This window comes from Sorangium sp. So ce381 (assembly GCF_051473845.1).
Classification (GTDB): Bacteria; Myxococcota_A; Polyangia; order Polyangiales; family Polyangiaceae; genus Sorangium; species Sorangium atrum.
This window is the reverse complement of record NZ_CP150336.1, coordinates 5,596,374-5,620,900: the sequence shown is the minus strand read 5'-3', so window position 1 is coordinate 5,620,900 and position 24,527 is coordinate 5,596,374. Positions and strand designations below refer to the sequence as shown.

Below are 24,527 nucleotides of genomic sequence, written 5' to 3'. Positions count from 1 at the left end.
GGGCGGTAGGTCGATCGCGTCAGAACGAGGCGTCGAGGACGACCTCCCCGGAGACGCCGACCTGATACGCGGAGACGCGGCGCTCGAAGAAGTTCGTGACCTCCTGGACGTCTTGCAGATCCATGAACGAGAACGGGTTCTTCGCCCCGTAGCGCTTCGGCATGCCGAGCGTGGCGAGCCGCTGGTCGGCGCAGAACTCGAGGTAGCGGCGCACGTCGCGCGCCGACATTCCCGCCACGCCGGCGCCGAGGAGATCCTCGGCGAACCGGGCCTCGCAGGCGATCGCCTCATCCATCATCTCGAGGATCGACCGCGAGAGGCTGGCGTCGAAGAGCTCGGGCTCCTCGCGCCGCACCGTGCTCACGACCTCGAAGGCGAAGCGCATGTGCGCGCTCTCGTCGCGGAAGACCCAGCTCGTCCCCGCGGCCAGCCCGTGGAGCAGGCCGCGCGAGCGCAGGAAGTACACGTACGCGAACGCGCCGAAGAAGAAGAGCCCCTCGACGCACGCGGCGAAGCAGATGAGGTTCAGCAGGAACCGCCGCCGATCGGCGCGCGAGTCCAGCCGGCCCAGCGACTCGATGGAATCGATCCACCGCATGCAGAAATCGGCCTTCTGCCGGATCGAGGGGATGTTCTCGACGGCCGCGAAGGCGCGGTGACGGTCCTCGGGATCGGGGATGTACGTGTCGAGGAGCGTCAGATAGAACTGGACGTGGAGCGCCTCTTCGTAGAGCTGCCGCGACAGGTACATCCGCGCCTCCGGGGCGTTGATGTGCCTGTACAGGTTGAGGACGAGGTTGTTCGCCACGATGGAGTCTCCCGTGGCGAAGAACGCGACGAGGCGCTGCACGAGGTGCCGCTCCGCGTCGGTCATCTTCCGCAGGTCGCCCACGTCCGTGGAGAAGTCGACCTCCTCCACGGTCCACGTGTTCTTGATGGCGGAGCGGTACATCTCGAAGAAGGCCGGATAGGCCATCGGGCGAAGGGTGAGGCACTGGCCCGGATCCAGGAGGCGCGCGGGGCGGCTGACGCGGCTCACTGGCAGGCCTCGCAGGCTTCGGGGTTCTCGAGCGCGCACGCCACGTCCGCGGCCGCGTTCGCCGGCGGCGCCTGTCCCCAGCCGCCCTCGCGGCGCGGCGCGGCGCCGCCCTCGGGCGTGCGGTCGGGCGCCGCCTCCACGGTCGCCTTGGCGATGCGCGTCGCGGGGCGCGATCGCAGGTAGTAGGTCGTCTTGAGCCCCTTCTTCCATGCGTGGAAGTACATGCTCGAGAGCTGGCCGATGGTGGGGTTCTCGACGAAGAGGTTCAGCGACTGGCTCTGATCGATGAAGGCGCCGCGATCCGCGGCCATGTCGATGAGCGAGCGCATCGGGATCTCCCACGCCGTCCGGTACACGGCGCGCAGCTGCTCGGGCAGCTCGTCCATGCCCTGGACCGAGCCCTCCGCGAGCTTGAGCCGGGCGCGCGCCGCGTCGTTCCAGGCGCCGAGCCGCTTGAGCTCGGCGACCAGGTAGCGGTTCATCTGCAGGAAGTCCCCAGAGAGCGTCTCGCGCTTGAAGAGGTTGGACACCTGCGGCTCGATGCACTCGTAGCAGCCCGCGATCGACGCGATGGTGGCCGTCGGCGCGATGGCGACGAGCAGCGAGTTCCTGAGCCCCTCGGCCTGGACGCGCGCGCGGAGCGCCTCCCAGCGGGCCGTGTCCTCCGGGACGACGTTCCACGCGTCGAACTGGAGCTCTCCGCGCGCGGCGCGCGTCTCGTCGAACGCCGGGTGTCGCCCCTTCTCCGCCGCGAGGTCCGCGGACGTCGAGAGCGCGTGGTAATACACCTCCTCCGAGATCCGCCTGGAGAGCTCCCGCGCGGCCGGGGCGTCGAAGGGCAGGCGCATCTGGAAGAACACGTCCTGCAGGCCCATGAGCCCGAGCCCGACAGGCCGCCAGCGGAGGTTCGATCGCCTCGTCGAGGGGATGGGGTAGTAGTTGAGGTCGATGACGCGGTCGAGCTGGCGGATCGCGGTCCGCACCGTGCGCGCGAGCTTTTCGAAATCGAACACGATCGCGCCGTCCGCCAGTGTGGTCGTGTGGCGAGCGAGGTTGATCGAGCCCAGGTTGCAGACGGCCGACTCCTCGTTCGAGGTCACCTCCAGGATCTCGGTGCAGAGGTTCGAGAGGTGCACAATCCGGCCCGGCAGCGCCGTCTGGTTGCAGGCGCGGTTCGACTTGTCCTTGAACGTCATCCAGCCGTTGCCCGTCTGCGCGAGCGTGCGCATCATCCGCGCGTAGAGCTCGCGGGCCTTCATCGTCTTCTTGGCGAGGCCCGCCCGCTCGGCCTCGGCGTAGCGACGATCGAACTCCTCACCGTAGAGATCGGGGAGATCGCGCACGTCCTTCGGGTCGAACAGGCTCCATTCGCCGTCGGCCTCGACCCGCTTCATGAAGAGATCCGGGACCCAGCTCGCGAGGTTCAGGTTGTGCGTGCGCGCGGCCTCGTCGCCCGTGTTGTCGCGCAGCGAGAGGAACTCCTCGACGTCGGCGTGCCACGGCTCGAGGTAGACGCAGCAGGCGCCCTTGCGCTTGCCGCCCTGGTTCACGGCCGCGACGGACGCGTCGAGCGTCTTGAGCCAAGGCACGATCCCGCTGGAGTGCCCGTTGGTGCTCTCGATGAGCGAGCCGCGCGAGCGCACCCGGTGGTAGGCGAGCCCGATGCCGCCCGAGAACTTCGAGAGCATCGCGACGTCGGTGTAGCGCTGGTAGATGGTCTCGAGGTGATCGTCCGGCGAGTCGAGCAGAAAGCAGCTCGAGAGCTGCTCGTGGCTCGTCCCGGAGTTGAACATCGTCGGTGAGCTCGGGAGGTAATCGAGCGACGAGAAGAGCCGGTAGAGCTCGACGGCCTGCGCCGCCGTCTCGGAGAGCGCGCACGCGATGCGCAGGAAGAACTGCTGCGGCGTCTCGATGACGAGGCGCGTCTCGGGGTGCTTGAGCAGGTAGCGGTCGTAGAGCGTCCGCAGGCCGAAGTACTCGAGCTCGTGGTCGCGCCCCGGCTCGATGGCGTCGTTCAGCTTGCGTGCGTTCTGCGCGACGAAGCCGTGGAGCCGATCGTTGATGAGGCCCAGCCGCCGCCCCACGGCGATGGACTGCGAGAAGGCGTGGATCTCCTGATTGCGGACCTCCTTGTCGATGTAGGTCGCGAGCAGGCGCGCCGCGAGCTTCGCGTACTGGGGCTCATCGGCGATGAGCGAGGCCGCCGTCTGGATGGAGAGCTGATCGAGCTCGCGCGTCGTCGCGCCGTCGTAGAGGCCGCTGATGGTCTTGGTCGCGACGCGGAGCGCGTCGACGTCGGACAGGGCCGCGCAGGAGCGGCTCACGGCCCGGACGATCTTGTTGACGTCGACTGGCTCGCTCGATCCGTTGCGCTTCTTCACGCGCATCGTCGTGTGCGGGAGCGTCTCCTCCGCGCCGCCGCTCGTCATGGCGGGCGCATGGGGTGCGTGGGGTGCTTGGAGTGCGTGGGGCGCGCGCAACGGCGCCGCGCCGTTGCTCTTCACCAACGGTTCGTTCAGCATGGCATCCTCCTCGTCGTGCTCGTTCCGAGCGGTCTCGGACCGCTCGCGTCGATGCCGCGAGAACGAGAAAGCCAGCCGATGCGCACGGGTGCGCCAGGCTCTTTGGAGGAGCCCTCGGACCGACCGCTCGCCCCCGCGGGCGAAAGGAAGACAACGCGGGAGGGGGTCGGGACCGGGACAAGCGCGAGAGTCTGCGCCAGCTCGGACCTACCCGCCTCCCTCGAGGCTTCCAGGTCAAACCGGCGCGGGATGTCTCCCCAGCGCAGGATGCTGGCAGGTCTTCGGGCTCACGAGCGCTCCGGCTCTCGCCGGGTTCCTACGATCCACCGCTTCCCAGCCCGAGGGCCAGTGCGCGTCGTGGAGATCGTTCTCGCTTACCGCTGCGGGGCAGCCCCGGACTCACACCGGGTTCCCTTTTGAGCCCCGGGCCGAAGCCCGAGGCACCAACATGAGGCACTACATATTGCGGTGCCGAGCGCAGGTCAAGCGATATGTTGTGGGTGGCCGGACGAGCGGGGCGATCGACATGCTGTCATTCCATCGGCGTACCATCGGCGTGCCAGCGGCGTATTTGCCCTGGATGGTCACGGGCAGGATGCGTTCGCGATCGCCACGGCGTCGAGATCGAAATTGCCGTTCGGGCCGGCCATGTCCGCGCGATCCGTGATCCGCACATAGCGGGCGAAAGCGAGGCCGACGTCGGCGAGGTCGAAGGCGTCGCCGCCCGCGACGGCGGGATCGGTGGGATCGATGGAGTTCGTTTCGGGGTTCGCGAGCACAGGGTGCCAGCCGGCGCAGTCGTCATAGGGAGCCGCCGTGGCCTTGCACGAGTAAGCTTTCCAGTCGACGCCGTCCTGGCTGACCTCGACGGTCGCGAGCTCGGCGAACACGGTGGTCGGGGTGCTCTGGAACGCGTTCTCGAAGACGATGAAATCCGGCCCCGGGCCATCGACGATGAGGTTGCCCGAGAAACCGAAGGTGACGGTGCCGCCGTTGCCGAGAGACACCACGTCGGCGGAGCCGCCGCAACAACCCCCACCCTTGGGAGGACCGAAGGCGATGTCCGGGAACTTGTCCTGTCCGAAGGTCTGACCCGGCCCGAAGCGATAACTGATCACCTCGGAAGCAAACACCGTTTCCGTGCCGGTGCAGCCTTCTCCTGCGCCGCCGGCGGCTCCGGAGCCGCCAGCGCCATCGGTGCCTCCGGCACCGCCGGAGCCATCAGCGCCTCCGGCGCCGTCAGCGCCGCCGGAGCCATCGGCGCCTCCGGTGCCGCCAGCGCCGCCGGAGCCATCAGCGCCTCCGGTGCTGCCGGCACCGCCAGCACCATCTGCTCCTCCGGAGCCGCCGGAGCCGTCGGCGCCTCCGGTGCTGCCGGGGTCGCCAGAGCCAGCGGCGCCTCCAGCGCCGCCAGCGCCACCGACCTCTCCAGCTCCGGAGGTGGAGCCTGTTCCGCCCGCTCCGCCTTCACCGCCAGCGCCGCCGGACCCCTGCGCGGCTCCGCCACCCGCGCCGCCGGTCCCGCTCCCGGACGGGGAGCTCTCGGATCCGCAGGCGATGAGCGCGAATATCGAAAGGAGCGCGCCCGCGCGCGCCATGCGAGACACCATGAGACCTCCGAGGGCGGGGGCGCGCTCCATCGGAGCATCCCCGACGCGGCGCTGCCCGCGCCCACACATCAATAGAACGGCGCCGACGTGTTGTTTCGCGCGAGGTAGATGTTGTAATCGGCCGTGTTGACGTACCCGTCGCCGTTGAAGTCGGCGTGCTGGTTGTACCCTGGGTTGCCCAGCTGGGTGTTCATCGCGGCGCTGAGGATGGTGTAGTCGCCCGTGTCCACGTCGCCGTCGTTGTCGAGATCCGCGTCCGCGATGTTCCCGAAGCCGTCGCCGTCGGTGTCGCGCTGGTTCGCGTTCGCCGTGAGGTAGGCGTTGTCCGCGCCGTCGGGCACGCCGTCGCTGTCCGAGTCCGGCGCGCCGTCGGGGAAGTACAGCGTCACCTTCGGCGTCACGCCGACCTCCCAGTAGTCCCAGGCGCTCCCGGCCGAGTAGCACTGCCCCGCGGGGGACGAGTACTCGTCGCCCGATGGGTTCCACACGATCGCCAGGGCGCTCGTGTGGCCCACGAACGCGATGGGCGACGTCGAGCTGTCGTCCTCGCAGGGGTCCGGCGTGAACTCGAGGTACTGCGACGAGCTCGCCTCGTTGACCGGCGTCTGGCTGCCCCCGAGGACGGCCGTGACCACGCTGGCGCGGACGAGCGCCGCGTATCCGTTCTCGCTCGCGCCGCCGACGCCGAACGCGTCTCCGCCGCCCACGTGCAGCGTGTCGTCCTCGTCGAAGCCGAGCGCCGCCGCGTTCAGCACGTTGCTCGCCAGGAGCGAGCCCTCGCTGCCGCCGAACGCATACGGGCCCGACGTGCCGTCGATGGCGTCCTGGATGTCGGCCGCCGCCCAGATGCGGAGCTCGCCGGTCCGGTTGGGCGACGGCTGATAGCCGATCCCGGTGACGAGGTTGCCCCCGGAGTCCATGGCGATCCCCCCGGAGGCGCCCGGGATGCTCGTGATCAGCGGGATCTCCACGATGGGCGACGCGGTCAGGTCGAGGGCATAGACGCCGCTCGTGTAGACACCCTGGACGCTATAGCCGCCGTTGATGACGAGCGCGTCGTTCCCGTACCAGGCCCCGTCGTAGTAATCGACGTCGAGCTCGATCACCTGCCCGTCGCTGAGCAGGTCGGGCGGCGAGGTGATGCTGAGGATCGAGCTCGGGAACACGAGCAGCGGCGCCCCGTAGCCGACGCCGAGCGCGATCGTGCCGCCGTCCGGCGAGATGGCGAGGAAGCTCGGATCCATCGGCCCGTCGCTCAGGGTGGCGACGGGCACGTAGACGCTCGATCCATAGTTTTTCTGGAGATACAGGGTCTGATCGTTGGCGACGAGGAGCCGTCCGGCCAGCTCGTAGCCATCGATCTCCTGGGCCGTCGTGGGGAACCCGTCCAGCGCCGTGGACCACCCATCGGTGATGGTGGGCAGATTGAATGTATAATACGGGTTGCCCCCGTACTCGTCGAAGGCGTCCGCGAACGCCGACGGCGAGAGCAGGAGGAGCGTCGCGGCGACGGAAGATACAGAAATGCGCATGAGGCCTATTCCCTTTCCACCTCTACTGCCAACAGGAGGAGTCGCGAGCCGGCGCACACCACGCCTCGCTCGAGGGCCGAGCCCTCGGCCGAGAGCGGGGGAGCGCGCCGTCAAGCCTGGTCGCGACCGCGGATGTGGCGAGCGCGTCGTGCCGACCCTCTACCGGGAACGCTCAGCACAACACGACTCCTCGCCTGCTTCGTCCGGAGCTGCGCGAGCCCGCTCGGCGCGAGCTCGCGAGGTACGGAGGAGCCGGCCAGGAGGCGCGGACACGCTGAACCTTCGATGAGAGAACATCGGACCGACCCTTCGCCCCCGCGGGCGACTGTGAAGGAAGAGACGCGGGGGACGGGTCGGAACCGGGACAGGCGCGAGAGTCTGCGCCAGCTCGGACCTACCCGCCTCCCTCGAGGCTTCCAGGTCAAACCGGCGCGGGATGTCTCCCCAGCGCAGGATGCTGGCAGGTCTTCGGGCTCACGAGCGCTCCGGCTCTCGCCGGGTTCCTACAATCCACCGCTTCCCAGCCCGAGGGCCAGTGCTCGTCGTGGAGATCGTTCTCGCTTACCGCTGCGGGGCAGCCCCGGATTCACACCGGGTTCCCTTTTGAGCCCCGGGCGAAGCCAGGGGCACCAACATGGGTGCTTACATATTGCCGCGCGGCCGACCGGTCAAGCGAGATGTTCCGGGAGCTCGGACGCGCGGTCGACACACGCTGGCCTGGCGGTGCGCGCCGTGGCGGGCCACAACCCGGGCATATGCCGCTCAGCGAAGCGCGTCCGGCCGATCCGCTCGACGACCTCGTCGCGCTCCTGCGCGGCAAGCGGATCGTGGCGCTGACGGGCGCGGGGTGCAGCACCGAGTCCGGCATCCCGGATTATCGAGGTCCCGAGACGCGGCGCCGCGCGCGGAACCCGATCCAGGGGCGGGAGTTCTCGCGCTCGGCCGAGATCCGGCAGCGGTACTGGGCGCGCGCCGTGATCGGCTGGGAGCGGTTCTCCAGGGCCGAGCCGAACCCCGCCCACCGCGCGCTCGCGCAGCTCGAGCACGGCGGGCAGCTCGACGGCCTCATCACGCAGAACGTCGACGGCCTCCACCAGGCCGCGGGCAGCCGCCGCGTCATCGAGCTGCACGGGACGCTCTCCGAGGTCGCTTGCCTCGCGTGCGGCGCGATGGAGCGGCGCGCCGCCCTCCAGGAGCGGCTCCTCGCGCAGAACCCCGGCTGGCTGCGCCTCGCGGCCGACCTCGCCCCCGACGGCGACGCCGACCTGCCCGCCGAGCACGTGGCGGGCTTCCGGGCGCCGCCGTGCCTCCGCTGCGAGGGGCCGCTCAAGCCGCGCGTCGTCTTCTTCGGCGAGAACGTGGCCCGGCCGATCGTCGACGCGGCGTTCGCGCTCCTGGACGCGGCGGACGCGCTCCTCGTCGTCGGCTCGTCGCTGGCGGTCTTCTCGGGCTACCGCTTCGTGCTGCGCGCCGCGCAGCGAGGCATGCCGATCGCCATGATCAACCTCGGCTCCGCGCGCGGCGAGGAGCTCGGCGCGCTCAAGATCGAGGCCCGGGCCGGCGAGGTGCTGCCGCGGCTCGCCGACGCGCTCGGCGTCCGCGCGACCTCAGCGCCCTGGTGAGGCGCCGAGCGCCGGCGCACGCGCGGCGCCGGCATCACCCGCGCCGGTACATCACATCGCTGCGGAGGACGTACTTGCTCCCCCGCGTCACGGCGGCGCCGCGGTGGAGCCGGCGGTGCTCGAACAGGAGCGCCATCCCGCGCCGCGGGGCGACGCTCCGACCGCCCCAGAAATCGGTCGTGCCGCCCTCGAAGTCGTCGTTCAGGTAGATCATCGCGGTGTAAAGGCTCCGCTCGCCGTCGGATCGCACGAACGACCCGTCGCCGTGCCAGTTGAAATACTCGCCCTCGGTGTACCGATAGTAGCGGAAGCGCTCGTTCAGCCCGACGGCGCGGTGGAGGCCGAAGCTCGGCGGCATCCACCGCGCGAGCCGCTCCCAGAGGCTCGCGGCGAGCTCCGGATCGTCGACGATGACGCGGCCGTTCTTGCGCACCTCGAGGTTGATGATCTCGGTCCCTCCGATCGGCGCCTGCTCGAAGCCTCGCGCCTCGGCGAGCGCGATGAAGCCCGCGCACTCGTCGGGCGACAGGACGTTCGTCACCGTGAAGATGCGGAGATTGTCGGTGTAGTCGGTGCACTGGGCGGTTCGTTCGGCGTGCAGGGTGCTCATGCGTGGAGCGTGGGCCCGGGCGGACCGGATCCGGAAGGGCGGGACCCGGGCAGGACCGGGCAGGACCGGGCAGCGCGGTGGACAGGAGAGCGCGGCATCGCCGATGATCGGGCGCTCGCACCGATGGCACGGGTCTCCAGGGCGGGCCGCAGCGCGGAGCCCGCGGTCCGCTTCAACCACACGCTCCTCCAGCGGGCGCGGCTCGAGCTCGACCTGACGCAGGAGCAGGTCGCCGCGTCGATCGGCGTCGACGTGCGGACCTACCGCCGCTACGAGTCGGGCGCGGTCAACGATCCGCGGCTCGGCTTCTCGGTCCGGAGCCCGTCCCGGCGGCGCATCATCGAGCGCCTCGGCGCCGAGCTCGGCCTCGCCGAGGGCGAGCTGCTCGTCGTCGGGGTCGAGGCGGCGCCGGGGGCGGAGCCCGCCGCAGAGGAAGCGGGGGCAGCGAGCCAGGCCGCGGAGGCGCCCGCCCCGGCGTGGCGCCCGCTGCACGCGCACACGCTCCAGCGAGCGCGGCACTTCGTCGGGCGCGGGGAGATCCTCGACCGGCTCTCCGCGTGGGCCGATGCGTCACCGCCGTGCCCCCGGGTGATCGCGCTCCTCGGCGTGGGCGGGGCGGGCAAGACCGCGATCGCCGAGCGCTTCCTCCAGCGGCTCGGCGACGCTCCGCGGCCCGGCGGGGTGCTCGTCTGGAGCTTCTACGACGACCCCAGGAGCGAGGCGTTCCTCGACCAGGCGGCGGCCTACTTCGCGCCGGGCGCGGGCGCCTCGGGTCCGGGGGCGGCGCGGCCGCCGGCGGCGCCCGGAGAGCAGCTCGCGCGGCTGAAGGAGGCGCTGGGGCAGGGGCCGCCGCACCTGCTCGTGCTCGACGGGCTCGAGACCGTGCAGGCCGAAGGGGGCGCAGGGCGCGCGCACGGCGAGCTGCACGATGCGCTCCTCCGGCGGCTGCTCTGCGCTGTCGCGTCCGGGCTCGGCGGCGCGCGGGCGCTCGTCACGTCGCGCTTCGAGCTCGCGGATCTGTCCGCCTGGGCCGAGGGCGGGCTCGCGACGATCCGGCCGGAGCCGCTCTGCGAGGGCGACGCTGCGTCGCTCCTGCGCCGCTGGGGCATCCACGGCGACGACGGCGCCCTCGGCGCGCTGTTCGAGAGGACGGGCGGCCACGCGCTCTCGGTCGCCGTCCTCGGCTCCTACGTGGGCGCGTTCCTCGGCGGCGACGCGGGGCGGCTCTCCGCGGCGCAAGCGGCGCACCTCGCCGAGGCCGAGCACGACGACGTCCTCGCCCGCCGCCTGAGCTCGGTGCTGTCGGCCTACGCGCGCGCGCTGCCGCCGGGCGAGCGGGACCTCCTCGCGCGCCTCTCGGTGTTCCCCGGCGGCGCCGGCGAGGAGGCGCTGCACCAGCTGATCCGGGCCGGCGGCGAGATCGCGGGCGCCATGGCGGGGTGGGGCGCCGCGGAGCTCGCGCGCGGGCTCGCCCGGCTGGAGCGGCTGGGGCTCGTGTTCGCGGCGCGTCCGGGCGAGCGTTGCTACTCGACGCACCCCTTCGTGCGGCAGCACTTCAAGTCGCTGCTCGGCGTGCCGCCGGAGCGCGTCCACGCCGCGGGGAGCGCCGCGCCGCCGCCGCGCCTCGACGAGGCGCCGCGCCGGGCGCCGCATGAACGCGAGGCGGTCGACGCGTACGAGGCCATCCTCACCGAGCTGCTCGGCGCCGGGCGTGCGGGCGAGGCGTACGAGATCTACGCGCTCGCCCTCGGGGGCTTCGCGCACCTCGGGCTCAAGCTCGGCGACATGGCCCGCGGCGCCCGCATCCTGCGCGCGTTCGCCGGCGGCGACGACCCTCGGGACATGCCGGCCTCGCTGCCCGCGCGCGCGAGGGCGTCGCGCGTTTACGACGCGGGGCTCTACGCCGGTGCGCTCGGGGATCTCGCGTTCGCTTGCGCCTGCTACGAGGCGCACAACGAGCTCGCCGGTGCGCTGGGCGACCCGGCGCTGCTCGCGATGGGCCTGCGCACGCTGGCGTACACCGAGCGGCTGCGGGGCAACCTGACCGGGGCGCGCGGCCTGCTCGAGCGATCGGCGGAGATCGCCGGAGGCGCCGCGGGGAGCGCCCGTCGCGCCGCGGACCAGCTCCACGCCGTGCGCGCGCTGGCGCTGCTCGCCGCGGTGCTGCACGACCTCGGCGAGGTCGACGCGGCGGGCGAGCGCTTCGCGCGCCTGCGGGAGCTGGGCGACGCGCCGGTCGCGCGCCGCGCGCTCTGGGAGGCGGAGCACGCGCTCGCGCTCGGGCGCCGCGACGAGGCGCGCGAGGCCACGGAGCGCAACATCGCCGAGTGCAGGCGGAGGGGATGGGAGGGGCACGTCGCGCACGGCCACACGCTGCTCGGCCTCGCGCTGCTGGACGGAGGCGACGGCGACGGCGGCGACGTCGCGTCGGCCGAGGCGCACCTCGTCGAGGCGCGCCGCTGGGCTTCCGCGACGGGCGAGGTGGAGGTCGCGCTCCGGTGCCAGGAGCTCGCGGCGCGGATCGCGCTCGCCGCTGGCCGGCTCGACGACGGCGCGCGGCAGGCGCTGGAGGGGCTGCATGTCGCGGAGGCGTGCGGGTTCGGCCCGTTCCGCGCGCGGCTCGCGGTCGTCGCCGCGCGGTGCGCGCTGGCGCGCGGCGCGGGGGCGGCGGCGTCTGCGACGGCGCTCGCCGACTCGGCTGTTGCGTGGGCGGGCGAGGACGCGTGGGCGAGGGCGGACGGGCTGCACTGGGCCGGCGTGGCGCGCGCGGCGGCGGCGCGCGGCGAGGAGCGCGCGCGAGGGCGGGAGCTGCTCGCCGAGGCGGCGGCGCTGCGGGCGCGCCTGCGCCACCCCGGGGCCGCGGCGACGCGGGAGGCGCTCGAGCGGCTAGGCGGATGAGGGCCGGGCGCGGGGCGGCAGCCGCTGCAGGATGTCCGTCGTCTCGGCGCTCTGCTTGAGCCCGGCGAGGCGCTGCTCGATGTCGCGCTTCAGCACGGTCGCCATCACCGGCTCCAGCACCGGGGCGAGGACCTGCGGGCGCGCGGTGAAGTTGTAGCGGAACGTGACGCGGGTCCGTCGCGGCGACTGCGCCTTGAAGAGCCACGCGCCCGAGAACTGGCGGAAGATCCGCGGCCCCTCGACCATGGTGATGGCCACCTGCTCCGGCGGGTTCAGGGTGATGTAACGGGCCTCCATGGACATCCCGTTCTTGGCCCGCACCCACACCCGCACGCCGACGGCGGGCTCGGTCGCGCCGTCGCGGTAGCGCATCTCGCGGAGGAACGGGTCCCACTCGAGCCGGAGGTCGTAGTCCTGGGACAGCGCGAAGAGCGCGTCGCAGGCGGCGTCGATCTCGGCGGTGCTCTGGATCGTGGGCATGGCGCCGAGGATAGGGCCGTGACGCGCTGGCGTGGCATACTGCCCGACCATGAACGAGCCGGCGCGCAGGATCGTCTGGACATACGCCGAGTATCTCGAGCAGGAGCGGGCGAGCCCGACGAAGCACGAGTTCCTGAACGGCGAGATCTTCGCGATGGCCGGCGGAACGCCGGAGCACGCGCGCCTGTGCGCGAACGTGATTGCGGAGCTCCGGGCGCAGCTCCGCGAGCGGCCCTGCGCGGTCTACTCCGCCGATCTGCGCGTCCGGGTGCAGGCGACCGGGCTCTCCACGTACCCTGACGTCAGCGTCCTCTGCGGGAGGCTCGAGCGCGATCTCGAGGACAAGGACGCAGCGCTCAACCCAATCGTCTTGGTTGAGGTCCTCTCCGACAGCACGGAGGCGTACGATCGGGGCGAGAAGTTCGCGCACTACCGGCGGATCCCCTCGCTCAGGGAGTACGTGCTCGTCTCGCAGCACGAGCAGCGCATAGAGGTGTTTCACCGCAATCCGGACGACTCGTGGACGCTCCGGGAGGCCCGCGCTGGAGGGGGCGCGCACCTCGAGGCGATCGGGTGCGCTCTGTCGGTCGGCGAGATTTACCGAGACCCGTTCTCCCAGGTTGCGACGGCGGCAGAGGGGTGACGCCGTTGTCGTGGTGATGAGCTCCCAGCCATCGGCTGGATGCGCGGCTTGCTCTGAACGTCGTTGCGCCGCGGGCCGATGGTGACGCCGGCAGCGAGAGCCTGAGCCCTCGTCGCGGGTGCGGGGCCATCGGCAGGTACGCCCGCGTCCAGGAGCGGGGAGCCACGTCGCTCGAGCCAGAAACGCGCAGGCGGCTGTAACGCCCGGGCCTGCTCGCGGGATGAGCCGGTGGCTTCGACGAAAGGACCCTGATGACCGCGCCCTTGGCCCCCCGATTCTCGTCACGTACGGTGCCTCACATGGCTGCGCCGCTGCCCGCGATGGTCGACCTCCGGCTGGATTCGGGTGGCGACTTGATCCTGAGCTGGGCCGAGGCGCCTGGCGCCAGGAACAAGATCCTCCGCCGCGACGAGATCGCGCGCCTCCAGCGCCTGGCCGACGCGGTGAGCCTCGCGGAGAGCGCAGAGCAGAGCGCCGCGATCGTCAGCACCCGCACCGCGCTGAGCGCCGCCCTCTTCGAGCTGCTCGACGGCCCCGAGCGCGCCCTCGCGCAGCGCATCGCGAGGGCGGAGGCCGAGCGCCGCCGGCTCGATCTCGTCGTGCGTGCGCGGAGCGACGACCGCGGCGCGCTGCGCGCGCACCCCGCCACGTGGATGCGATGGGAGCTCCTGCCCTTTGCGGAGACGCGCCACCGTGGCGCGCCGCCGCTCACGGTCGTGCTGCAGCTCGGGCCCCAGGATCTCGCCGCGCCGCGCCTGCTGGACAGCGGCGGCCTGCGCATCCTGTTCATGGCGTTCTCTCCCCACGACGCGCCGCCAGAGCTCGACTTCGAGCGGGAAGAAGAGGAGCTGCTCGCCGCGATCGCGCCCTTGGCCGAGCGCCGCCGCGCCCGCCTGCGCGTCGTCGAGGAGGGCACGCTGGAAGACCTCCGCGCCGCGCTGCTCGTCGAGCGCTTCGACGTCGTGCACCTGAGCGGACACGGGGTGCTGACGCCTGACGGACCGCGGCTCGTCATGGAGGACGAGTTCGGCGGCAAGCGCCTCGTCTCGCCGGCGGAGCTCCTCGACGCGCTGGAGCGCGCGAAGGTCATGCCGGAGCTCGTGATGGTGTCGTGTTGCCACAGCGCCGAGGTCCGCGGCTCGGTCGCGAGCTTCGCGGCGGATCTCGTGTCAGGGGGCGCTCCCAACGTGCTCGGCTGGACGCGTCCGGTTCGTGACGATCTCGCCACGCTGGCGGCGTCGGCTGTGTACGAGCAGATCGGTACCGGCAAGACCCCGGTCGAGGCCGCGCAGGTCGCGCGCGAGCGGATGCGACGCACCGAGGAGGGCGCGTCCGCGCCGTCCCATGCCTGGGGGACGCTGCACCTCGTCAGCGGCTCGGCGGCTGGGTTCCGCATCGACGATGGCGCCGAGCCGCTGAGCGAGCGCGCCGATCGCGACGAGATCTACAGCTTCCTGGGCAGCCACATGCGCGTGCTCAAGGCGGGCTTCGTGGGCCGGCGGCGGCTCGTGCAGCGCCTGGTCCGCGTGCTCCTGCGCGGGCAAGACATGCAGAAGGGCGGGGCGCGCGACGTGGCGGGCGCGTGTGTCTTCGGGATGAAGGGCGTCGGCAAGTCGTGCGCGGTGGGCCGGACGATCGAGCGCGCCAAGCAGCACACGCCGGAGCTCGGTATGGTGGTCCTGCACGGTGTGATCGACGAGCGCGGTGTGCTTGAAGCGTTTCAGCAGGCCGCCCGAGCTGGCGGAGCACACCAGGCCGCCGAGGACATGCTCGCGCGCGCCGAGGAGAGCGTGCTCCAGCGCGTGCGGCGCGTGATGGAGCACTGGCGCAGGCTGCGCGTGGTCATCGTGCTCGACGACTTCGAGCAGAACCTCGAGCGAAGCACGGGCGGCCCCTGGCTCGTGAAGCCCGAGGCGGCCGCGCTGCTCGAGGCGCTCCTGCCCACCTGCGCCACCGGCAAGCCGAAGCTCTTGATCACGTCGACGGCCGAGTTCCGGGTCCCGGGAGCGAACGACCGGGCGCTCGCCTTCGTGCCGCTCGGCGCGCTCGACAGCGCTGCCGTGAGAAAGCTCTGGATGCGGGGGCAGGCGTCGAACGAGCTCGCGAGCGTGTCGCTCAAGAGCTGGCACGACCTCGCCGAGCGGCTGGGGCGCAATGCACGTGTCCTCGCATGGGCGCGCTCGCTGCTCGCGGGCAAGCCGGACAAGGAGCTCGCCGCCGTTGCTGCGAGCGCGTCGGCGGCGCTTCCGATCTGGGCGCCGGGCGACGAGGCGAGCGAGGAGGAGCACGCCAAGCTGGCGGGGCTGTTCTTGCGCCACATGGCCTGCGAGCAGACCCGCGCTGCCTTCGGTGAGCCGGCGCTCGAGTTCGTGAAGAGGGCGCGCGTCTTCGAGGCCGCAGTGCCGAGGGAAGCGTTCGCAGCGCTCGCCGAGGGGCTCGCGGTCGACCTCGACCGCGACCTCGATGTGCTGGCGAGCTGGGGGCTGCTGGAGGTGGGTGAGCTCGACGGCGCGCGGGCGTACCGGGTGAGCCCGCTCGTTGAGCCGCGGTTCGATCTGGCTGACGCGACGCGGTGGCATTTGGTGGCGGCGAGGGCTTGGAAGAAGATGGCTGCGAACGCGGTGTCGACAACAGTGCGGATCGAGCGTACGCAGGCGGCGTGGGAGCATGCATTGCGGGGCGGGCACGTCGAGTGGGCTGAAGCTCTTGCCAGCCAGCTCGACGGAGCGCTCGAACATGCCGGCCTGTATGCCGACAGCTTCCGGCTCGCCGAGCGTCATTTGACGGCGCTGCCGGACTCTCCGTATGGCCATCTGTGGGCCGGCTCCGCTGCGCTCAAGGCGGGACAGCCGCCATCGTGCGCCGTGGAGCACATCCAGCGAAGTAAATCGCTTTTCGTCCGTGTGCTCGGCACGGAGGAGCATACTCGGATCGCAATGGTGCTGCGCGCGCTCGGTGGCGCTCTGATGGTGCAGGGCGATCTTGGTGCGGCGCAGCAGGCGCTGGAGCGTTCATGCAGCATCTCAGCCAAGATACATGGTAGTGAGGACTGCCGGGATTTCGGGGCAGCGCTCCAAGCACTAGGGTGCGTTCTCTTGCAGCGGGGAAATCTGAACGGCGCGCGGCAAACGATGGAACGCTCGCACGATCTTTTGGTAAAGGCACACGGCACCGATAAACATCCCGATGTAGCTGCAGCGTCGTATGGGCTGAGTCGCATTCTCCTAATGCAGGGCGATTGGAAGCGAGCGCGTGAGCTGTTGGAGCGCTCGCTTGCCATCCGGGAGGACGTGTATGGTGCAGATGAACACCCGGACACGGCGGCGATGCTGACTGCGCTGAGTAGTATTCTCATGTTACAGGGCGATTGGAAGCGAGCGCGTGAGCTGTTGGAGCGCTCGCTCGCCATCCTGGTGAGGCTGCACGGTACGGACGAGCACCCCGACGTGGCGGCGGCGTTACATGTGCTGGCTAGCGTTTTCCTAGCTCAAGGTCCCCGGAAGCGAGCGCGGGAGCTGCTGGAGCGCTCGCTCGCCATCCTGGTGAAGCTGCACGGTACGGACGAGCACCCCGACGTGGCGGCGTCCCTGCTCATGCTGGGTTGCGTTCTGATGACCCAGGGCGACCTGACGATGTCGCATCAATTGCTGACCCGTGCCTACGGCTTGTTGAGGCACCTGCATGGCACCGAGGAACACAGTGCTGTAGCGGAGGCGCTCCGACTATTGGGTAGTGTTCTAATGATGCGGGGTGACATGGGAGGAGCACGTCAGGCGCTGGAACGCTTGCTAGCTTTGAGAAGAAATATCGATGACGGGGACGGGCAGTTGGCCGATGCGTCGTTGCTGCGCACTCTCGCGGATCTGTTTGCGCGCGAAGGTGAGCTCGAACAGGCCGTGTTGTACTATCGCCGCGCGATGACCATCCAGGAGCGGTGTGTCGGCACGCTTGAACACTATATATTGGCTGAAACGGAGGTGGCACTCGGGTGGGCGGTAGCCCGCCTGGGTCAGCAGGAGAGCGGCGTCGAGCTCGTGCGGCACGGCTTGGAAGTCCTCAGAAGGCACATGCCGGCCCACCCCATTCTGCAGAACTTTCGCGCCCTTGCACAGAAGCAGCCAGGCTAATCTCTTTCCACCCGTGCCCCTCGCCGACCTCCTCGCTCGCGCCGCCATGCTCTCGGCTCCTGCCGACGCGACCGATCTCACGCGGCTCCGGGGGCTCCTTTTCGGGCGTTTGCGCGCGACCGGCTGGGTGCCCTCTGGCGACCTGCGCGGCCGTCCTCCGCGCCTCGCCGACAGCGACGAGGCCCTGCTCGCCGCCCTCGTCCGGGGCGACGCCGCGGCCTTCGACGCCCTCTTCGATCGCCACGCCGCCAGGCTCAACGGCTACGCGCGACGGCGGCTGCGGCTCCAGCCCGCCGACGCCGCCGACGCCGTGCAGGAAGCCTTCCTCGTCCTTTTCCAGAAGGCAGAGGCCGTGCTCGCCCACGAGCCCGTGAACGTCCCCGGCTTCCTCTTCGGCACCTTGCGCAACAAGGCGGCGCGCCTCCTGGCCGCACGCTCGCGCGACGCAGCCGTGGACCCGCCAGACGACCGTGAACTCTCCCTCGACGAGGGCGGCCTCAGCGCGCTGCTCCAGCGGGAAACCGCGGAGAGGCTCGCCTCTCTTCTGGAGCGCGCCTGCAATCCGCTGGAGCAAGAGGTCGTTTCCATGGATCTCGACGATCGCGACGGCCCCGAGATCGCTCTCGCTCTCGGCATCACCCCGAACTACGTGCGCCAGCTCCGCCACCGCGCCTTCGGCAAGCTGCGCGAGGCGCTCGCCGAGGAGGAGCCGTCATGAGCCCGTCGCCCTATCCGGCGCCGCCCGCGTGCACCGATCCGCTCCTCGGCACGCAGGCGACGCAAGCCCTCGGCCTGCCCCCGCCGGCCGCCATCGCCGCGCACCTCGCGGTCTGCGCCTCCTGCCGCCTCCAGCGCGCCGCCTTCGCCGGCCTCGACGCCCACGCCGTCCCGCCCTCGCCGGCTCTCCGCGCTCACCTGCGCCGGCTCGCGCTGCGCCGGCTCCCTGCGCCATAGCGCCACCCGCTGCTGATCTCGGATGCCGGACGGCGCGCCAGCGGAGGCAACATGGACGACTCCACCGCAGCAGCGTCGTACCGGGCGACGCTACGCATGTCCGATCGTAGGCCGCAGGGCCTGCCGCGTGACACTACGTGTGTCCCCCCGTTTGCAGATCGGCCTGCGAAATGACACTACGTGTGTCCAACCGTTTACAGATCGGCCTGCGAAATGACACTACGTGACCCCATCCATCCCCGCCCGGGGTCCGCGGCCACGGGTTGCGCCTCTCCTCGCAGCCCCATCCCCCTCGCGTCGAGATCTTGCGCTCCTCCGAGCACACATCCGGCGGTGCTGTGACCTACCGTCGCGCTCGCTTGGACGTACGTTCCCAAGATGGCCAAAGCCAAGACCCAACAAGCACACACCGGGAAGGCGCCCACGGCGACTCCCACGGCAAAGACAACCTACCACGCCTGCTACAAGCGCTTTGCCCCAGAGGCCGCGGCGCTCCCGGACCGCGACGTCGAGGTCTGTCGGGCGGATGTGCGGATCGCCTTCGCCAACGTGAAGCGCGGCGTCCAGGCCGCCTGCGCGGATCCCGCGCGGATCCGGAAGGCGCTGCCCGAGCTGCCGCTCGACGACGTGCTCGCGCTGCCCGACCTCGGCCGGGCCCTGGTCTTCGCCGCTACACGTGTCACGGCGAAGCCGGCCAGCTCCGGTGAGATCGAGGCCAAGCTGAAGGTCGTGATCGAGCTGCGCGAGCCGATGCTCACGCTCGCCGAGACCCTGGCCAAGCGGGGGCTCCTGCCGAAGGACGTCGTGGCCGAGATCCGGGCCGGCAGCGGCAAGTACGATCTCGCCAGCGACGGGATGGCGCTGGCCCACCTGTACGACGAGCACGCGGTCGCGCTCCGCGGAAAACACCCTTTCAGCCAGGAGGAGTTCGACCAGCTGCGGGAAGCGAGCGAGTGGCTGCTCGACACCCTCACCCCCGAGGGGGCTCGCCGGCCCGTGGCAAAGCAGCGCGGCGAGGCCGAGACGATGCGCGACCGGCTCTGGACGCTCCTGGTCCGTCGCTACGCCGACCTCCGGAAGATCGGGTATTACTTCCATGGCGACGCGTTCGAGGAGGTGACCCCGAAACTCCTGTCGCGCGTGTCGAGCACCACTGTCGACGACATGAGCGAGGAGGTCGAGGCAGAAGCGGGCGGCGGCGAGGACGCGGGCGAGGACGCCAGCCACGGCGCCGTCTCTCAACCCGCTGTCGCGGTGTCGCCGTAAGCGGCGCGTAGCCTACCGCGCCGCGCGCGGCCGCCAACGCGCGTGCGGCGCGGAACACCAACGATCCTGACAGCCCCCCTCACGAACGGGAATCGAGCGCACCGAGGTAAGGGTGACGCAAGACGACCACCCGCCCTCCCGCTGCGGCGAGGTCGACGTGGAACCTGCTGTGGTGATGCGCAACGGCGCCGAGGGCGTTCAAACGTCCATCACCCGCCATCGACGGCGTCCTGGAGAGAAATTTCGCCTCCGGACGTGAACGATCCTTCCGAGTCCGGGCACAGAGCTCCGAAATCGAGCGGCGCGCTTCGAGCAACGTGGCGATCCCCGGAGGCGTGAGCCGCCGGTTCGCGACGGTGATTCGAGGGAGCCGGTACACGACCAGGAGCCGATCATGAAATCTCCGCACCATCGCTTCGCTTCCCCGAGAACACCGGCCGCCCGCACAGCATCCATGCGCTTGCGAAGCGCGCTCTCGACGGCCCTCGTCTCGGCGCTGCTCGGGTCTTCAGCCCTGCTCGCGGGCTGCTCGGACGGCAGCGGGGCGCCGGCGACGACGGACGCCGCGAGCGGCGCGGGCGGCAGTGGCGCCGAGAGCGGTGCAGGTGGAGACGAGAGCGGCGGTGGCGGCGAAGACGCCGGCAGCGGCGGAGGCGAAGGCGGAGGAAAGCCGTCAGGCGAGTGCACCGGCGATCCCACCCTCCACGCCAACACCGATCCCGACGACGCTGTGCAGCAGGGTGCGGACCGCCTGGTGCGCGACGACAAGTTCCCCGCCGTCCTGGTCGCGGTCCGCGATCGCGACGGGCAGACCCGTCACTACACCGCCGGTGTCGGCGACCTGGGGACCGGCGCGAGCGTGCCTGTCGATGGACAGGTGCGCATCGGGAGCAACAGCAAGCCCTTCACCGCGGTGGTCGTCCTGCAGCTCGTCGGCGAGGGCAAGGTCGACCTCGACGCGCCGATCGAGACGTACCTGCCCGATCTGCTCCACGGCGACGGCATCGACGGCCGCGAGATCACGGTGCGGCAGCTGCTGCAGCACACGAGCGGCCTGCCCGATTACGTCGGGCTGGCTTTGGGCGACGACGTCTTCGAGGTCCTGCACACCTACTTCCAGCCCCGCGCCCTGCTCGACCTGGCGCTGACGCAGCCGGCGACGTTCGCCCCTGGCGCCGAATGGGCGTACAGCAACACGAACTACATCGTCGCCGGCTTGGTCGTCGAGAAGGTCACCGGCCGCCCTCTGGCCGAGGAGATCACGCGCCGGATCATCGAGCGCATCGGGCTGCGCAGCACCTATATCCCCGACGTCGGCGAGCAGGGCATCCGGGGGTGCCATCCCAGAGGCTATCACGCGGCGCTCGGTGAGCCGCTGCGCGACGTCACGGAGCTCGACCCGTCCCAGGCGGGGGCCGCCGGAAACATCATCTCCACGCCGAGCGACGTGAACCGCTTCTTTTCCGCCCTGCTCGGCGGCGAGCTGCTCGATGCGGCGCAGCTCGAGGAAATGCGTACGACCGTGGACGCTTCCGCCATGTGGCCCGGCTACCGGTACGGGCTCGGCCTGAGCAGCAGCCCGCTGAGCTGCGGCGGCGTCCTCTGGGGCCACGGCGGCGACATCTTCGGCTACGAGACCAGCGGCGGCGTCACCGAGGACGGCCGCGCCGTCACCGTCGCCGTCACGGCGCTGCCCTCGGCCGTGCCGAGCGTCCACACCCGCGAGGAGGCCTACGCCGCGTACGCCAACGTCCTCGCGCTCTCCGACGCCGCGCTGTGCGAGTGAGCCGCGGGCGCGCCCCCGCGCCGGTGGTCACGACCGCCGCGTCGACGGGATCCAGAGGATGAGTTCTTAAGACAGACTCGTGGGAGGCATGAACGAACCTCACGAGTCCGGGAACAGCGTTATGAAAACGAGGGGCGCTCTCCGAACAGCGTGGCGATGCCCGGCGGCGCAAGCCTCCGGCTCGCAGCGGTGAACAGAGGGCGCCCGCACGCGACCAGGAGCCGATCATGAGATCTCTGCACCGTCATTTCACTTCTCCGAGAACCGCGGCTGCGAGCGCAGCAGCGATGAGCTTGCGAAACGTCTTTTCGATGGTCCTCGTCTCGGCGCTGCTCGGATCCTCGGCCCTGCTCGCGGGCTGCTCCGACGCCGGTGGGACGCCGGAGAACACGGGCGGCGGTGCCGGCGTGGGCGGAGACACCGGCAGCGGCGGTCAGGACGCCGGCAGTGGCGGTCAGAACGCCGGCAGTGGCGGTCAAGACGCTGGCAGCGGCGGTCAGGAGGCCGGCAGCGGCGGTCAGGAGGCCGGCAGCGGCGGCCAGGACGCCGGCAGCGGCGGCGGAGGCGATCCGTCGGGCGAGTGCACCGATGGTTCCACGGACGGCGCCAACACCGATCCTGACGATCCGGTGCAGCAAGGCGCCGATCATCTGGTGGGCGACCTCAAGTTCCCCGCCGTCCTGGTCGCGGTCGGTGATCGCGACGGGCAGACCCATCACTACACCTCAGGTGTCGGCGACCTGGAGACCGAGGCGAAAGTGCCTGTCGACGGGCAAGTACGCATCGGCAGCAGCAGCAAGAGCTTCACCGCGGTGGTCGTCCTCCAGCTCGTCGGCGAGGGTGATGTCGACCTCGACGCGCCGATCGAGACCTACCTGCCGGACCTCGTGCGCGGCGACGGCATCGACGGCCGCGAGATCACCGTGCGGCAGCTGCTGCAGCACACGAGCGGGCTGCCCGACTACGACGATGTGCTCCTGGCCGAGGGCGTCTTCAAGCTCCAGCACACCTACCTCGATCCCCACGCGCTGCTCGACATGGCGCTGGCGCAGCCGGGGAAGACCCCCGGCTCCGAATGGGCGTACAGCAACACCAACTATGTTCTCGCGGGCATGATCATCGAGAAGGTCACCGGCCGCCCTCTGAACGAGGAGATCACGCGCCGGATCATCGAGCGAATCGGGCTGCGCCACACCTACCTCCCCGGCGTCGGCGAGCAGGGCATCCGCGGGTGCCATCCAAAGGGCTATCACACGGACGTGCCCGGCGAGCCGCTGCAAGACATCACCGAGCTCGACCCGGGATGGGGATGGGCCGCCGGACAGGTGATCGCGACCCCGAGCGACCTCAACCGCTTCTATACCGCCCTCTTCGGCGGCGATCTCCTCGAGCCGGCGCAGCTGGAGGAGCTCCGCACGACGGTCGACGCCCCCGCCATGTGGCCCGGCGCCCGGTACGGGCTCGGCGTGGTCAGCACCCCGTTGAGCTGCGGCGGCCTCGTCTGGGGCCACGGCGGCGACATTCCCGGCTACCACACCCGCGGCGGCGTCACCGACGACGGCCGCGCCGTCACCGTCGCGATCACGGTGCTGCCGTACTTCCTGTACGGCGAAGAGGGCGCCGAGCAGGCGTACATGGACGTCCTCGGCCTCGTCGATACCGCCCTGTGTGAGTGATCGCTCGGGCACGCTCGCACGCCCTGTGCGAGTGACCGCCCGGGGGCGCTCGCGCGCTCCGAACGGCGGCGAGCCGGCGGGCGCATCGCTGCCGACGGGCGCGTCGCTGCCGACCGCGCCGCCCGCTCGGCCGGCGCTCGCCCTCCTGCGGATCGTCGCGGCACGCGGCTTGCGAGTCACGCGGGGTGGGGGACGCGGCCGCCGCGCATGGCGGGATCGCTCCACCCTGGAGCAGGGCAATGGATGGCGCAGCCAGGGATATCTTCGTCATCAGCGATCTGCACATCGGTGACGGCGGCGCGCGCGACAACTTCGAGGCAGGCAAGAAGACGTCGCAGCTGCGTGCATTCCTCGACCACGTGGGCAGCGAGGGGGGCGAGCTCTTCATCCTCGGGGACCTCTTCGAGCTCTGGCAGATGAACCTCAGCCTCCTGTTCGTGAAGCGGCGGGCGCTCCTCGACCAGCTCGCCGCGCTGAGGCTCGTCTACGTGCCCGGCAACCATGACGTCGATCTCGTGCACTTCATCGAGACGGACCTCCTCAATCACCCCTTCTTCGCGTGCATGCGCGCGCCGTTCACCCGGGAGCTCGACGGCAAGCGGTTCCACTTCTGCCACGGGCACGAGACCGATCCGTTCAACGCCGGGGACGAGCCTGGCTTCGGCCGCATGTTCTCCATCCTCGCCGGCGTCGCCGAGGACGAGAACGGCTCTCCTCTCCTCAAGGGCGGCGAGAGCGTGGAGGACGTCCTCGAGAAATTCGGCGACTCGATACTGACGATCTGGAAACGCACCCTGGCGACGATGAGCCAGCGCGTGACGGAGCGGGACCCTTCCCCCCGCGGGGCGTTGACGCCGGCGCAGAACCCGGACCGGCTCGGCGAGCACGTGATCGGGGTCCGCGCGGAGCTCGACACGGGCGCATACGACGTGGCTGTCCTCGGGCACACCCACAAGGCAGGCTCTATCGGTGACTGGTATTTCAACAGCGGTTCATGGGCCGGGCCTCTCAACTCGTTCCTTCGCATCTCTCCGGACGGACATGTCCGCTATCTCGAGTGGAAAGACGGTCGCGCCGTCGAGCGCGCGATGCCCCTCGTGCTCCCGGATGCGAAGCCCGATCGCGCACGTTCGGCGACGAAGAGCCCGGTCGCCGCGGCCATCTCCGCCGCGAGGACGATGTTCCCGAAGCCGACGCGCCCGGAGCGCTCCCGATGGATCCTCATCGCGCAAGGCGCCCTCGCGCTCTCCGTGGGCGCCGGCGCCCTGGCGATCTCCGCCGGTCAGGGCTCCTCCGCGGGGTGGCGCCTGCTCGTCTCGGCCTTCGCTGCCTACGCGCTCGTCGATGGCGCCCTGTCGCTCGTCGGTGCGTTGCGGGAGCCGCCCATCCGACGTCTCCTCTCCCGCGTGCGCGGCGTGGCGAGCCTCCTTCTGGGCCTCGTCGTGCTCCGTCGCGGAACCATGGTCGAGATGTTCGTGGTCCTCGTGGGGTTCTTTGCGTTCATCTCCGGCGCGCTGCGCGTCGCGGCGTCGATCGTGCTCAAGGGAATGGTGGAGTCGAGGTGGCTCTTCGTCGTGGGCGCTGGCTCGACGGTCGCCGGCCTCGTCCTGCTGCTCTTGCCCGCGTCGGCCGTGCCGCTCAAGTTCGCGCTGGCCGGCTACCTCTGTTACTACGGCGCAGGGGAGCTCCTGGCAGGCGTCTTCGGGCAGCGGCTGCCCAGGGCGGCAGGCGTCCGTCCCTCCGCATGAGGCCGCTCCCGCGT

At 70.8% G+C, this 24,527-nt stretch carries 17 protein-coding genes and 2 riboswitches; of the genes, 10 read left to right on the top strand and 7 right to left on the bottom strand.

Translation table 11 applies throughout. The features are described from left to right. Positions 1-19: 19 nt before the first annotated feature. The 5 genes from WMF29_RS21155 to WMF29_RS21135 all read right to left on the bottom strand — a co-directional run bounded on the left by WMF29_RS21155 (position 20) and on the right by WMF29_RS21135 (position 6,703). Positions 20-976, bottom strand: a complete 957-nt coding sequence (locus tag WMF29_RS21155) for a ribonucleotide-diphosphate reductase subunit beta (RefSeq protein ID WP_437331149.1) — start codon at positions 974-976, stop codon at positions 20-22. A gap of 59 nt (positions 977-1,035) precedes the next feature. Next, a complete protein-coding gene (locus WMF29_RS21150) occupies positions 1,036-3,468 on the bottom strand; it encodes a ribonucleoside-diphosphate reductase subunit alpha (protein WP_437330561.1) in 2,433 nt (810 codons plus the stop codon). 348 nt (positions 3,469-3,816) lie between these two features. After that, positions 3,817-4,024, bottom strand: a riboswitch (cobalamin riboswitch). Between the two features lie 121 nt (positions 4,025-4,145). Continuing rightward, a complete protein-coding gene (locus tag WMF29_RS21145) occupies positions 4,146-4,679 on the bottom strand; it encodes a hypothetical protein (RefSeq protein WP_437330560.1) in 534 nt (177 codons plus the stop codon). Then, positions 4,676-4,981, bottom strand: coding sequence for a hypothetical protein (locus tag WMF29_RS21140; protein WP_437330559.1), 306 nt, complete (start codon positions 4,979-4,981; stop codon positions 4,676-4,678). Before WMF29_RS21140 ends, WMF29_RS21145 begins: the two co-directional genes overlap by 4 nt. Before the next feature lie 258 nt (positions 4,982-5,239). Then, positions 5,240-6,703, bottom strand: a complete 1,464-nt coding sequence (locus tag WMF29_RS21135; protein ID WP_437330558.1) for a dockerin type I domain-containing protein — start codon at positions 6,701-6,703, stop codon at positions 5,240-5,242. Positions 6,704-7,145: 442 nt separating this feature from the next. Beyond that, positions 7,146-7,352: riboswitch (cobalamin riboswitch) on the bottom strand. A gap of 106 nt (positions 7,353-7,458) precedes the next feature. On the opposite strand from WMF29_RS21135, the gene WMF29_RS21130 reads away from it, so the two are divergent. Continuing rightward, on the top strand, positions 7,459-8,325 hold the full coding sequence (locus WMF29_RS21130; RefSeq protein ID WP_437330557.1) for an NAD-dependent protein deacetylase: 867 nt from the start codon (positions 7,459-7,461) through the stop codon (positions 8,323-8,325). A 34-nt stretch (positions 8,326-8,359) separates the two neighbouring features. On the opposite strand, the gene WMF29_RS21125 is transcribed toward WMF29_RS21130, so the two are convergent. After that, positions 8,360-8,935: a prolyl hydroxylase family protein gene (locus WMF29_RS21125; protein WP_437330556.1), complete on the bottom strand. Its 576-nt coding sequence runs from the start codon at positions 8,933-8,935 to the stop codon at positions 8,360-8,362. Between the two features lie 123 nt (positions 8,936-9,058). Between WMF29_RS21125 and WMF29_RS21120 the strand changes: the two genes are divergently transcribed. Next, positions 9,059-11,833, top strand: coding sequence for a helix-turn-helix domain-containing protein (locus tag WMF29_RS21120; protein WP_437330555.1), 2,775 nt, complete (start codon positions 9,059-9,061; stop codon positions 11,831-11,833). On the opposite strand, the gene WMF29_RS21115 is transcribed toward WMF29_RS21120, so the two are convergent. Further along, a complete protein-coding gene (locus tag WMF29_RS21115) occupies positions 11,822-12,313 on the bottom strand; it encodes a type II toxin-antitoxin system RatA family toxin (RefSeq protein WP_437330554.1) in 492 nt (163 codons plus the stop codon). The genes WMF29_RS21120 and WMF29_RS21115 overlap by 12 nt on opposite strands. A gap of 49 nt (positions 12,314-12,362) precedes the next feature. On the opposite strand from WMF29_RS21115, the gene WMF29_RS21110 reads away from it, so the two are divergent. From WMF29_RS21110 to WMF29_RS21075, 8 genes are all read left to right on the top strand, one after another. Then, positions 12,363-12,956, top strand: a complete 594-nt coding sequence (locus WMF29_RS21110; RefSeq protein WP_437330553.1) for a Uma2 family endonuclease — start codon at positions 12,363-12,365, stop codon at positions 12,954-12,956. 299 nt (positions 12,957-13,255) lie between these two features. Next, entirely contained in the window at positions 13,256-17,083 is a 3,828-nt protein-coding gene (locus WMF29_RS21105) for a tetratricopeptide repeat protein (protein ID WP_437330552.1), read from the top strand. Next, a complete protein-coding gene (locus tag WMF29_RS21100) occupies positions 17,061-17,801 on the top strand; it encodes an RNA polymerase sigma factor (protein ID WP_437330551.1) in 741 nt (246 codons plus the stop codon). Before WMF29_RS21105 ends, WMF29_RS21100 begins: the two co-directional genes overlap by 23 nt. Beyond that, positions 17,798-18,037, top strand: coding sequence for a hypothetical protein (locus WMF29_RS21095; protein ID WP_437330550.1), 240 nt, complete (start codon positions 17,798-17,800; stop codon positions 18,035-18,037). The genes WMF29_RS21100 and WMF29_RS21095 overlap by 4 nt, the downstream gene beginning before the upstream one ends. Before the next feature lie 378 nt (positions 18,038-18,415). After that, positions 18,416-19,303 carry a hypothetical protein gene (locus tag WMF29_RS21090; RefSeq protein WP_437330549.1) on the top strand — a complete coding sequence of 296 codons (888 nt, stop codon included), beginning with the start codon at positions 18,416-18,418 and terminating at the stop codon, positions 19,301-19,303. Between the two features lie 394 nt (positions 19,304-19,697). After that, entirely contained in the window at positions 19,698-21,089 is a 1,392-nt protein-coding gene (locus WMF29_RS21085) for a serine hydrolase domain-containing protein (protein WP_437330548.1), read from the top strand. 227 nt (positions 21,090-21,316) lie between these two features. After that, a complete protein-coding gene (locus WMF29_RS21080; protein WP_437330547.1) occupies positions 21,317-22,765 on the top strand; it encodes a serine hydrolase domain-containing protein in 1,449 nt (482 codons plus the stop codon). Between the two features lie 239 nt (positions 22,766-23,004). Next, positions 23,005-24,513, top strand: coding sequence for a metallophosphoesterase (locus WMF29_RS21075; RefSeq protein WP_437330546.1), 1,509 nt, complete (start codon positions 23,005-23,007; stop codon positions 24,511-24,513). Positions 24,514-24,527 lie beyond the last annotated feature (14 nt).

What these genes read in the sequence shown, in the direction of transcription:
- WMF29_RS21155 (WP_437331149.1), bottom strand. Translation starts at nt 976, where the DNA reads ATGGCCTATCCGGCCTTCTTCGAGATGTACCGCTCCGCCATCAAGAAC.
- WMF29_RS21085 (WP_437330548.1), top strand. Translation starts at nt 19,698, where the DNA reads ATGAAATCTCCGCACCATCGCTTCGCTTCCCCGAGAACACCGGCCGCC.
- WMF29_RS21075 (WP_437330546.1), top strand. Translation starts at nt 23,005, where the DNA reads ATGGATGGCGCAGCCAGGGATATCTTCGTCATCAGCGATCTGCACATC.
- WMF29_RS21090 (WP_437330549.1), top strand. Translation starts at nt 18,416, where the DNA reads ATGGCCAAAGCCAAGACCCAACAAGCACACACCGGGAAGGCGCCCACG.
- WMF29_RS21095 (WP_437330550.1), top strand. Translation starts at nt 17,798, where the DNA reads ATGAGCCCGTCGCCCTATCCGGCGCCGCCCGCGTGCACCGATCCGCTC.
- WMF29_RS21135 (WP_437330558.1), bottom strand. Translation starts at nt 6,703, where the DNA reads ATGCGCATTTCTGTATCTTCCGTCGCCGCGACGCTCCTCCTGCTCTCG.
- WMF29_RS21125 (WP_437330556.1), bottom strand. Translation starts at nt 8,935, where the DNA reads ATGAGCACCCTGCACGCCGAACGAACCGCCCAGTGCACCGACTACACC.
- WMF29_RS21115 (WP_437330554.1), bottom strand. Translation starts at nt 12,313, where the DNA reads ATGCCCACGATCCAGAGCACCGCCGAGATCGACGCCGCCTGCGACGCG.
- WMF29_RS21150 (WP_437330561.1), bottom strand. Translation starts at nt 3,468, where the DNA reads ATGACGAGCGGCGGCGCGGAGGAGACGCTCCCGCACACGACGATGCGC.
- WMF29_RS21080 (WP_437330547.1), top strand. Translation starts at nt 21,317, where the DNA reads ATGAGATCTCTGCACCGTCATTTCACTTCTCCGAGAACCGCGGCTGCG.
- WMF29_RS21120 (WP_437330555.1), top strand. Translation starts at nt 9,059, where the DNA reads ATGGCACGGGTCTCCAGGGCGGGCCGCAGCGCGGAGCCCGCGGTCCGC.
- WMF29_RS21105 (WP_437330552.1), top strand. Translation starts at nt 13,256, where the DNA reads ATGGCTGCGCCGCTGCCCGCGATGGTCGACCTCCGGCTGGATTCGGGT.
- WMF29_RS21110 (WP_437330553.1), top strand. Translation starts at nt 12,363, where the DNA reads ATGAACGAGCCGGCGCGCAGGATCGTCTGGACATACGCCGAGTATCTC.
- WMF29_RS21130 (WP_437330557.1), top strand. Translation starts at nt 7,459, where the DNA reads ATGCCGCTCAGCGAAGCGCGTCCGGCCGATCCGCTCGACGACCTCGTC.